The organism is Marinagarivorans sp. (assembly GCF_982758155.1).
In genome coordinates this window covers 1-9,943 of record NZ_CEXWTU010000192.1, presented here as the reverse complement: position 1 = coordinate 9,943, position 9,943 = coordinate 1, and the positions used below count along the sequence as shown (strand labels likewise).

Below are 9,943 nucleotides of genomic sequence, written 5' to 3'. Positions count from 1 at the left end.
AAATAATACTATGCATGCTGATTGTTTATTTAATACGAAAGTTATTAGGGCGCCATTCTAAATTGATTGTAGGCGCCTAACAGCGGCCTCAGTTGCAGGGAAATTGGATTTTTTTGCATGTAAAGAACCTCAACGGTTTTACAAAAGCTAAGTAGGTTTGGGTTTGGGTTTGGGTTTAGCGTCAGACTGCAAGCGTTTGTCAAATGCGGCTAGCACGGAAGCACCGAGAATGCCGAGCCTACGGCATTGGCTATACCGTTTATTATCTCAGTTGTGGCTCTAGCTTTATTGAGCGCTATGTCTACCAATACACCAAATATCACCGCTATATAAGCCAAGTACCCAAACCCCATATAGTCATTATATAGAATGGTGTAGAACCAATCTTGGCCAAATATGTATATAGCTGATGCCAGAATGGTAGCTGTAAGCAAAAGTACTCCAGGCACAAATAAGTGCGCAATCGCTCTCGGTTTGGCTAAAAATACGATTACTAGAATTAAAAACATTAAGAAGTTTGACCCGAGGAATATACGAAGATCAAGCTTCAAGTTTCTAACAATTTCAATGTACTTTCCCTTTACGAGGTCACCTAGGGTGTCTTGGGCGATATTAATGCTCTTAATACGATCTAAGAAACCGGATGAAATTGACTGGGTTAATGCTTTTTTTCGCTCGCAATCATAGCCACACATGGATGCGATAACGCTAGCGATTTTTTCAGGTAAGTTATTATCGAGGTTCCTTTTAATTTCTGATTCCACTCCAAGATTTTTAGCAATACTTATCGCTTTACTTGCGACGCTAGATTCACTTAGAAGCTGCTGCTTTTCTCGCACCTCTTCTTCAATCTGGTATTTAACGAACCCTTTTGCGGATTTTTCAATTGTTTCGGGCAATACGAATGTTACAGAGAATAAAACTCCAAAAAGGAGAATTCCGAATAATCCGATTGATCGTAATGTGATAGTCATAGCTTCCTTAGTATTTCATGAGCAAGGACAGGCACTAGTCAAACCCTATCTCCTATAAAATTGATTTTCCAATTCAGTAAACTCCTTATCGGATAATGCATATTGAAAGGAACCTTTATATTGCAAGAATTGGCTTTGGGAAAACCACTTTGAAAAATATTTCCAGTGTTGTTTATTGTCAGTAATGCCTTCTAGAAAACCACAATTCACCGCCTGCTGTGACTCCATTCCGGCTTCGTGACTAAATGACCAAATTAAATATTTCAAAGTGCCACCTACAAACTCCGAATCACCGGCATCAACCGCATTCCGAAATTCAGATGATATATCTACCCAAAGGTATGAAGCGGTATCAGCCTTTTCTATCTCAGCTCTAAATTGAGGTAAAAATTCCAGAGCTTTTCTACGCCAAGAACTCATATATTTCCTTTACATAACGCCCGTGTATACGGACGAAGTGGAAACGCGAAGCGTTAGAAATGAGTTCCGACATGACACGTTTGTTAGCACTGTTTAGTTTCATTTAATTGTCGCCCGATGGTTGCAAGGTAATCCTTACCATATACATCATTTTCTAGTTCAGAGAATAGAAAACCTGGCAATCCTGGGTCGTATTCATGGCTTAAACTAGCGATTCCTAAACCAACCGCAGCGACTGTATCGACATCACCACAAAACGATACACTTTTAATTAGAACTTCTTTTAGCGTTTCGGAATCTTTAAGAACTGTTAATAACGCATTTACAGTCTCTTCGCCACAACAAGCAACAGGTGCAGACCAATCGTCACGCCATGTGAATTTTGAGTATTGTGATACAAACTCCGTTAAATTCTCTTTTTTACCCAAATTATATACAGCATAATGTGAGGCCAAAGCCACTGCCTGTGACGACCTTAGACCTATTTCAGTATCATGGGTCAATGAAGCCTGCAATGCAGCCATACTTAGTAAATTGTCAATATCGCCTATATAGCCTAAAGGTGCAGATCTCATTGCTGCACCATTTCTTGTACTATACGGCTTCATTTTTTCGAGGAACTCTTCTCCACTATCAATGGATCTTAGAAAGGCATAAAAGCCCTTAGAGTACCCTTGGCGTTCATCACGCTTGAAACACTCAACAAACTTATTTGCTAGATTTTCGCTCGTCCAATCCGTTTTACCAATTATCATTTCTGCTATTGCAAGAGACATCTGCGTATCGTCAGTGTAATTGCCTGCTTGAATGCCCAATTCGTGCTCATGATATTTAGTTAAGTCATTGTGAGCTTCGACTTTCTCTTTTGGTGAAAACTCGAAACCTGCGCCATACGCATCACCAATGCCAATTTCTAATAGCAATTAATACTCTCCCAAATATGACAAATATCGATCTGTAGTGCCCGCGAGTGCTAACGCCGCTATAAAAGGCGCGCGTTAGCGCGTCCAGTGGAGGCCGCTTTTTTGGCCGGAACGATTTTTAATAGCTTTGTTAGGCGATACCTACCCAAGCAAGAAGCTCTTTAAAATAAGTACTTAGAGCCGCGCCAGCTATTAACGTGATTAACCATATAATACCGGTTGCTAACTGCCTGATTCGCTTCCCTGTATTAGTTTGTTCTACTAATTCTTTTCGAAGAGCCTCTTCCATTTCAATGCGAAAAGCATCGAACGCCTCCTTGTTTGTATCGGCAAGTGTTTGATACCGATCAGCTAATTTCTTCTTCTCAGTAATGGTTTCTAGAAGTGTGCTTAGCTGCTTATCTTGAGCTTCTAGGTCTTCTTGCATATCGCGGATAATTGTTGAAGCTGCTTCGATATGGTTGCGGGCAGAGTCAGCTCTATTTTTAGAATCAAGATCATCCTTGGTTTCGGGGAAAAATTCCTTGAGATATTTCCCGGTAGCACCTTTAGTTATCGATTTAATCTGGTCGTCTGTATAAAGAGACCCTGTAATCGCTCTTGTCAGTGCTGCTACTAGTTCTATGTAGAGACTCATATTTCCCCGATTATTTTTCGCCCAACGCCGCGCTACAAAGCTGTCGGCATGAGCGCCTTGTTAAGTTTTAGAAAATTTCCCAATTGAGTGTTTCGTCGGATTCTGGAAATTTTATGATAACTGACTCATACCCACCTTCTACTGTCTCAAATTCGATATAGTCATCTTCGTTGAGTAAAACCCTAAGCCTGCTGGGGGAAACCAATTTCGCCTCTTTAGCTATCTGACGCCCAAGCAACCCCCACGGAGCACCATTCGGAGCATCGTCCCATTCGTATTGCCGCCCTCTAATTGAAGCGAAGACCCTTTCTTCACATGTGATATTAATATTTATAAAATCTATGTGAAATCCATAGGAAGATAGCCTGATTGATTCAACATACTCGTCGCCTTTGGAAAAGTAGCCATTCAATTCTTTGATAATTTCTTCATTAAATAGGATCATACGGATAAGAAACTTAACGCCTTGCTCATTTGCGCAGCGGTTGTAGTGGAATTTTGTGCAATAATGGCCGAGGGCCATACACAAAAAGGAGCGTAGACAGCTGCGTCAAATGGAGCAATTTGTTAAGTTCTTGTGTAATACGCATTTATAATCTCTGTAGCTTTCGTTTCTGATAGAACCTCAAGCGAAACTTGGCCCAACACTTGCTCGGGCTCGCTAAAAGAGCATGTTACTACAACGGAGTAAATTTCTTTCTTTAACGCCAAGCCTGAACTGCTTTTCGAATAGCTTTGATATACAGAGACAATACGCTCCCAGATAGCTATTTCATTTTGGGGATTTTGATCTCTCCTGAAGCCATCCTCCCACTCGTCATATGTTAGCGAGTACACTTCCGATAGATTATTCATTATGGACTCTATACGCACCCGCATTTCGCCTTCGAATGGATCATGCTGATATTCGTTTTGCTGAAGCTGAGCGCTGTCTGCCCAATACTCCTTCCCTTCGTAGCTGATTCGCACCATTCCCGGCCCAATTTTATCGGAAGAGACTACCGATACATTTCCAGTCTCCACATCCATTACTTCAACGTTTTCAGCCATTGCCATTCCAGAGACGAATAAAATAAGAAAAATAGTTCGATGCATAATTAAAACTTAACATTTGATTCACGCTCATGGTCACATATAGGAAGATGCCTACATATAGACCAAACTGCCTACAACTATACCTAAATTACTAAATATAGACATCTACCGGCATCAAGCCAGTATCCATATCTAGGCATTTATCGGCACCTACCTCAACTATACAGCCTTAGCCCCCTAGCCTGATGAGAGTAAGTTTGTGTTTTGGGTTTCTTAATATTGCAAGCAACTATCAAATACTCAGAAACAGGGGTCGGCATGAATCTCTGGGGCCGTCATAAACAGGATGTTTATGCAGAGCTTACAGGGAAGTATTCACAGCTTGCCCCAGAGGTTCATGCCGGCACCGCTGTACTACACAAAGAGGGACGGCTTGATATTTTACTACCGGGATCAGATGCAGAGCGCTCATGGTGCGTGACAGGGATGACGCATATAAGAGCACCGCATCGGGGCAAGGAAGCCCCTTATTGGACATTGGATCCGTATATGGATATACGTTAGTAGCGTAATGTAGGAAATAAGATGGAGCACAATGTCTAGGAGCAGTTACCGTTGGCTTGAGCGTGCCTAGAAATAATTTACCCGCACCACCATCGCCATCCAGCCTTCAGCCACCCCAAAAAAACCAAGACCAAAAAGGACACTCACTATAAAAAAATCAAATTTACCCGTTGTTTGTTTAAAACTTAGTACGTACGCCTGTTAATTCACGCGATCTGTTGGATGATTAACGCCATCATAAGTTGGGATGCCATCAATTTTTAGTGGGTTGATGCCCTCTAAACATGAAACATTAAACCCGTACTGGGTTGGATTTGATCTTCGTTGGTGGTGGGTGTAAATACCACAGTTACCGCAGAAAAAGTGCTTAGCCGTTTTTGTATTAAACTGATATAACTTTAAATCGCCAGCACCTTTCAAAATATTAATTCCTGCAAGAGGTACCGATGCAACTATTGCCCCCCTTCTTCGGCACATAGAACAATCACAGCGTCTAATATCAATTAGGCCATCAGGTAAATCAAGCTCGATTTCTACCGTGCCACAATGGCAGGTTGCTTTATGCTTTGCATTAATTTTTACTCCATCAACTTCCTTCAGATTAATTGCCATATTTAACGCCTTGTGATCACATAATATTATAACCCCCGTCGTAACGACGCTATGCCCAACGACGGGGTATTTTTATTTAAGGGCCGAGGAAAAAATACTTTATCCAATAATACTTGCCTTCTGCTCCCTCAGCAGCGTTGCTCAAAGCGTTACATGCCCCGGCATGCGCCCCTTCGAGCGCCTTGCTGAGAAAGCAGGTGCCTTCGTCTAATTGGACAAACTATTATTGCCCCGCCCCTAACGCCCTCAAACCCTCTACCAATAATGATCCGCACTCTGATACAAGGGTCGGCATTTACTACCGGGCCTTCACAAACAGCATGCTTGTACAAAGCTTACAGGCTTTGGCAGGGACGTATTATTTCGCGGTATAAATAAGCACACGTCTACCAAAGCAAAGGGGCTGGGAAAATTTATTTAGCATCCGCCACCATAGCCAAAGCCAGCGCCTCGGCCACTTTAATACCATCGACACCGGCGGATAAAATACCCCCAGCATAACCGGCGCCCTCACCGGCGGGGTATAAACCCTGCGTATTAATACTTTGTAAATTAGTGTGGTCGCGTTTAATGCGGATAGGGGAAGAGGTGCGTGTTTCTATACCGGTTAAAATGGCATCGCTGCGATCGAAGCCGCGTATTTTTTTACCAAAAGCCGGCAAAGCTTCGCGAATGGCTTCAATCACGTAATCGGGTAATGCCAACGATAAATCACCCAGCTTTACGCCCGGCTTATACGAGGGCACCACCTCGCCCCATTCCTGCGAAGGTTTTTGTCGAATAAAATCGCCGACCAACTGCCCCGGTGCACAATAATCTTTACCGCCAAGCTCGTAAGCGCGGCTTTCTAATTGCTCTTGAAATTCTACCCCCGCAAGTGGCCCGCCAGGGAAATCTTCTTCTGGGTTTATACCTACCACTATTCCCGCATTGGCATTGCGCTCGTTGCGTGAATATTGGCTCATGCCGTTAGTTACCACACGGCCGGGTTCCGATGTTGCAGCCACAACGGTACCGCCAGGGCACATACAAAAACTGTAAACCGCACGACCATTTTTTGCATGGTGTACTAATTTATAATCGGCTGCGCCCAATTCTGGATGGCCCGCGTATTTACCCAGCCGCGCTTTATCAATAATCGATTGCGGATGCTCTACGCGAAAACCAATGGCAAAGGGTTTAGCCTCGACATAAACGCCGCGTTTGTGCAACATGCGAAAAGTATCACGCGCGCTATGGCCTAGCGCCAAAACTACATAACGGCTTTGCAGCTGCTCGCCATTATCTAACTGCACACCAGTGACGCGATTATTTTCGATAAATAAGTCGCTCACACGCGCATCAAAACGTACTTCACCACCCAAGCTTTTAATCTCTTCGCGCATGCTGGCCACAACACCCGTTAAGCGAAATGTGCCGATATGGGGCTTGCTAACGAACATTATTTCTTTTGGTGCGCCGGCTTTTACGAATTCATGCATCACCTTGCGGCCATAAAATTTAGGATCTTTTATTTGACTATACAACTTCCCGTCGGAAAAAAGCCCTGCGCCACCCTCACCAAATTGTACATTCGATTCTGGTGACAGTTTTTTGTTACGCCATAAATCCCAGGTATCTTTGGTGCGTTGGCGCACCTCAGGCCCGCGCTCTAAAACAATCGGTTTAAAGCCCATTTGTGCCAGTGCCAGTGCGGCAAATAAACCACAGGGACCAAAACCAATCACAATCGGGCGCTCGATTAAATCGCTTGGTGCTTGCGCTACGGGGTAATAGGCTGTATCGGGTGAGGGGACAATATGCCGATCATCTTCATGGGCCGCCAGTACCGCAGCCGCATTGTGTACGTTCACGTCCACAATATACACAAAGGTGATTTCAGTATTTTTTTTGCGGGCATCGTAGCTGCGCTTAAATACCGTAAAATCGATTAAAGCTTCTTTAGCAATATTCAACCGCTTAAGAATAGCCGCGGATAAAGCCTCGGGCGCATGGTCTAGCGGTAAGGGTAATTCGTTAATTCGGATCATTATAGTCTCCTGGCCGGTGTCTCCGGCAAAGGGGGAAATCAAACAAGTTAGGCAACGTTATCGCGGCCTAAATTAAAAATAAAAATTTAAAAACGCTGCTCTTTCAGTAAAATATCGCCATGTAAATAACGCTGCTGCCCAATACGGCAAATAGAAGCGACAATGCGAGACTCTGCCATAACCACAAAGGGTAACTGGGTGACTAACTGAGTGCCGGCAATATCGAGGCGGGTACTCTTTAAATGTATCTCGCCCGCAATTTCACCACCAGTGATTAACGCAACAGAATCTTTCATATCCATGGCAACGGTAGCCCCACTAATATAGCTGTTGTTAATTTCAACCACTGAATCACGCAATACGATTTTTTCGGCAATAACATTTTGTAACAATACGGCTGTACAGTTATTTACATAAATCGTTTTATAGACACCCGTAAAAATCTGCCCGGCGTTACTTTCACAGTGCGCATCTTGCGCTACGGCCTGCGGCTTATTCTTGTCGTTAATAGGGCTATTAATCCAAAAATCTGGCTGAGTAAAGGCTTGCAGAAACCACTGGCTAACAGCCGTAGTATGACTTGCCATTGGCATGTGTTTAGCGTCATCTAGTACGGTTAAATGGTTTGCGGGCAGCGTACTGGATAATATTTCCGCGGTGCGTAAAGGCGCAATAGGATCGCGAGCGCCCCACAAGATGGCAACCGGCATAGATACCTCAAAAGCCGCCGAGGCAAAGTTTTCGCCCACTAAACTCATCGCTGCATTGATATTTGGATACGCACCCAAGGCAATGCTCCATGCGGTCTCGCTTTTACCTAACCATACCGTGGGGTCGGGTAAGTTCACTATTTTTTCGATCATGGCATTGCCCAGGTCTTGGGCGCCTACGGCATACTCTAATAACCCTTCAGAAACCATTCCTTGATCGGTGGCTATACGCCCTGTTGCACTGTGTTTAATAACGGCCGTGCGATGCAAAATACCCGCGGCATCAATTAGCCCTAGCTGCTTAATATCTGCGGGGTATTGATGCGCATAACGTAAGCTTACCGCGCCACCCAAGGAATGCCCAACCACGGTTATAGGCGCGGGGGAAAAATAGGGCTTTATAAAATGTAATAGGTCGGCGTAATAGGTCGGCGAGAGCTTGGCTTTAGGTGGTGCAGATAAACCAAAACCCGGTAAATCAATCATCACTATACGAAAATGTTTTTCGAGCAAGGGCACAACAGGTAGCCAATCGCGTAAGCCGTTATTACCCAAGCCGTGTATCAACAATAAAACTGGGTCGTCTGCCTTGCCGGCGGTAGCTAAAAAAATACGGCCGTTAAAAACGGGTTCGTCCAACCAAAAGGTTTGCCAGTGTGCGGGCAGCTTTGCATCGGCATTTTTCACCTCAATAAGTGATGCCGCCGACGGGCTGTTTTCAACCGCGTCACTATCGCTAACCTCTTTAATGATATCGGCGATTTTATCGAGCCAGCCAGCATTAACCGTTAACGGAAAACTGAATAAGATAACGCAGCACAGCAGAGCCCTCATTTAAGTTTGACCTTTCTCATGTAGGCTTCAATTTCAGCAAGGAAGCCATCGTCATCCTGATTAAACGACTGCATAAACTCTTGTTTTAAGTAACGCCCAATAGAGTTTTTGATGTTGTGATCTTGCCGCTCGGCACCTTGCGCCAAATCGCTGATAAAGGCACGCTCTTGTTCGGGGAAATTCCCCTCTTGCAGCAAGCTTTTTAATAACCGTGCAGACTCTGTCCATTTATTACTGTAAATATACGCCGCCGATTGCGCCAACGTGGGCAGCCAGGGTTTGTCTAAATAAGTACCCACAGTCATAAAGCTGGAGCGCGCCACACCGGCATCGCCTTCCATCACGGCCAGCGAACCCACAATAAGCTGCGCAATGGCCTGCTTCTTGTCATAGTCTTCGGTAAGATTATTATCCGCCAATAATTGTTTGGCAAAGAGAGATTCGCTGCTGGCGAGCTGGCGCCAATCTTTTTGGTAAAACGCAATTGAGCGAGTGGTATGGGCAAGGTAGCGTTCCCGAACGTCATCGGCTTTGCGCTCCGACAATTGCGCTTCAGCCAAGGCAAAGTCGGGCTTTAACGCCAGCGACCAAGAGAACCCCACCAGTGCATGAGCAAAGCTTTCATCCACGGTACTGCGGCCGGCTTTAAGGCGCTCGTGATTATAGGTTTTGATCAGGGGGTTTAAGCTTTCTTTCGACACTTTACGGTAAGCGCGATAGGTCCAGCCTTCTTGTAGTTTTTGGTAGCGCTGCTGCTCTGTTAATGGCTGGCTTGCACAGCCAGCCAAACTCGCCGCTAAAATAATCGCAAGCGCCCTAAGCCTAAAGCGGTATCCGACCATATTTCAACACTCCTCAAACAAAAAGCGCGAGTTTACCAGATAGGTTTAGGGGCGAGGCTATAATAGTTTATCCACGAATACTGTTTGCTTGGCCCTTATTCGGAGGAGGAGGCGGCGGCTGCCGCTTTTGGATTCTGGCGTTCTGGCGGCGCGGCGCCTATATGGTCTTGGTTACGCACTTTCGCTAGCTCCATTTGTTTTTGGCGCTCGGCAAAGCGGGCGCGCTGATCGGGGGTTTGATCATCAAAACAACGTGGGCAGGCTACGCCTTTCATATATTTGGGCGAGCGCTTGTCGTCTTCCGTAATGGGGTGACGGCAACCGTGGCACTGATCGTAGCTACCTTTATTCAAGTCGTGGTC

Annotated in this window: 11 protein-coding genes and 1 pseudogene; 1 reads left to right on the top strand and 11 read right to left on the bottom strand. The window is 44.9% G+C overall.

Going from position 1 to position 9,943, the window contains the following annotated elements; genetic code table 11:
- Positions 1 to 209: 209 nt before the first annotated feature.
- The 6 genes from AC3A8L_RS16670 to AC3A8L_RS16645 form a co-directional block, all read right to left on the bottom strand.
- Positions 210 to 974 carry a hypothetical protein gene (locus AC3A8L_RS16670; protein ID WP_487963402.1) on the bottom strand — a complete coding sequence of 255 codons (765 nt, stop codon included), beginning with the start codon at positions 972 to 974 and terminating at the stop codon, positions 210 to 212.
- 45 nt (positions 975 to 1,019) lie between these two features.
- Entirely contained in the window at positions 1,020 to 1,394 is a 375-nt protein-coding gene (locus AC3A8L_RS16665; RefSeq protein ID WP_487963401.1) for a hypothetical protein, read from the bottom strand.
- A gap of 83 nt (positions 1,395 to 1,477) precedes the next feature.
- The gene (locus tag AC3A8L_RS16660) at positions 1,478 to 2,317 is read right to left on the bottom strand and encodes an ADP-ribosylglycohydrolase family protein (RefSeq protein WP_487963400.1); all 840 of its coding nucleotides are present in this window, start codon (positions 2,315 to 2,317) and stop codon (positions 1,478 to 1,480) included.
- A gap of 130 nt (positions 2,318 to 2,447) precedes the next feature.
- Positions 2,448 to 2,954 (bottom strand): hypothetical protein, encoded by a 507-nt coding sequence (locus tag AC3A8L_RS16655; RefSeq protein WP_487963399.1) that lies wholly within the window; start codon positions 2,952 to 2,954, stop codon positions 2,448 to 2,450.
- Between the two features lie 67 nt (positions 2,955 to 3,021).
- Positions 3,022 to 3,399, bottom strand: a complete 378-nt coding sequence (locus AC3A8L_RS16650) for a hypothetical protein (RefSeq protein WP_487963398.1) — start codon at positions 3,397 to 3,399, stop codon at positions 3,022 to 3,024.
- A gap of 122 nt (positions 3,400 to 3,521) precedes the next feature.
- Entirely contained in the window at positions 3,522 to 4,049 is a 528-nt protein-coding gene (locus tag AC3A8L_RS16645) for a hypothetical protein (protein WP_487963397.1), read from the bottom strand.
- A gap of 258 nt (positions 4,050 to 4,307) precedes the next feature.
- Between AC3A8L_RS16645 and AC3A8L_RS16640 the strand changes: the two genes are divergently transcribed.
- Positions 4,308 to 4,553: a hypothetical protein gene (locus AC3A8L_RS16640; RefSeq protein ID WP_487963396.1), complete on the top strand. Its 246-nt coding sequence runs from the start codon at positions 4,308 to 4,310 to the stop codon at positions 4,551 to 4,553.
- 201 nt (positions 4,554 to 4,754) lie between these two features.
- On the opposite strand, the gene AC3A8L_RS16635 is transcribed toward AC3A8L_RS16640, so the two are convergent.
- The 5 genes and pseudogenes from AC3A8L_RS16635 to AC3A8L_RS16615 form a co-directional block, all read right to left on the bottom strand.
- Positions 4,755 to 5,165 (bottom strand): GFA family protein, encoded by a 411-nt coding sequence (locus tag AC3A8L_RS16635; protein ID WP_487963395.1) that lies wholly within the window; start codon positions 5,163 to 5,165, stop codon positions 4,755 to 4,757.
- Positions 5,166 to 5,578: 413 nt separating this feature from the next.
- On the bottom strand, positions 5,579 to 7,195 hold the full coding sequence (locus AC3A8L_RS16630) for an NAD(P)/FAD-dependent oxidoreductase (RefSeq protein WP_487963394.1): 1,617 nt from the start codon (positions 7,193 to 7,195) through the stop codon (positions 5,579 to 5,581).
- An 86-nt stretch (positions 7,196 to 7,281) separates the two neighbouring features.
- Entirely contained in the window at positions 7,282 to 8,739 is a 1,458-nt protein-coding gene (locus tag AC3A8L_RS16625; RefSeq protein WP_487963393.1) for an alpha/beta fold hydrolase, read from the bottom strand.
- Positions 8,736 to 9,581: a hypothetical protein gene (locus tag AC3A8L_RS16620; RefSeq protein WP_487963392.1), complete on the bottom strand. Its 846-nt coding sequence runs from the start codon at positions 9,579 to 9,581 to the stop codon at positions 8,736 to 8,738. The genes AC3A8L_RS16625 and AC3A8L_RS16620 overlap by 4 nt, the downstream gene beginning before the upstream one ends.
- A gap of 95 nt (positions 9,582 to 9,676) precedes the next feature.
- Positions 9,677 to 9,943 (bottom strand): annotated as a pseudogene (locus AC3A8L_RS16615) (oxygen-dependent tRNA uridine(34) hydroxylase TrhO); the annotation flags it as partial.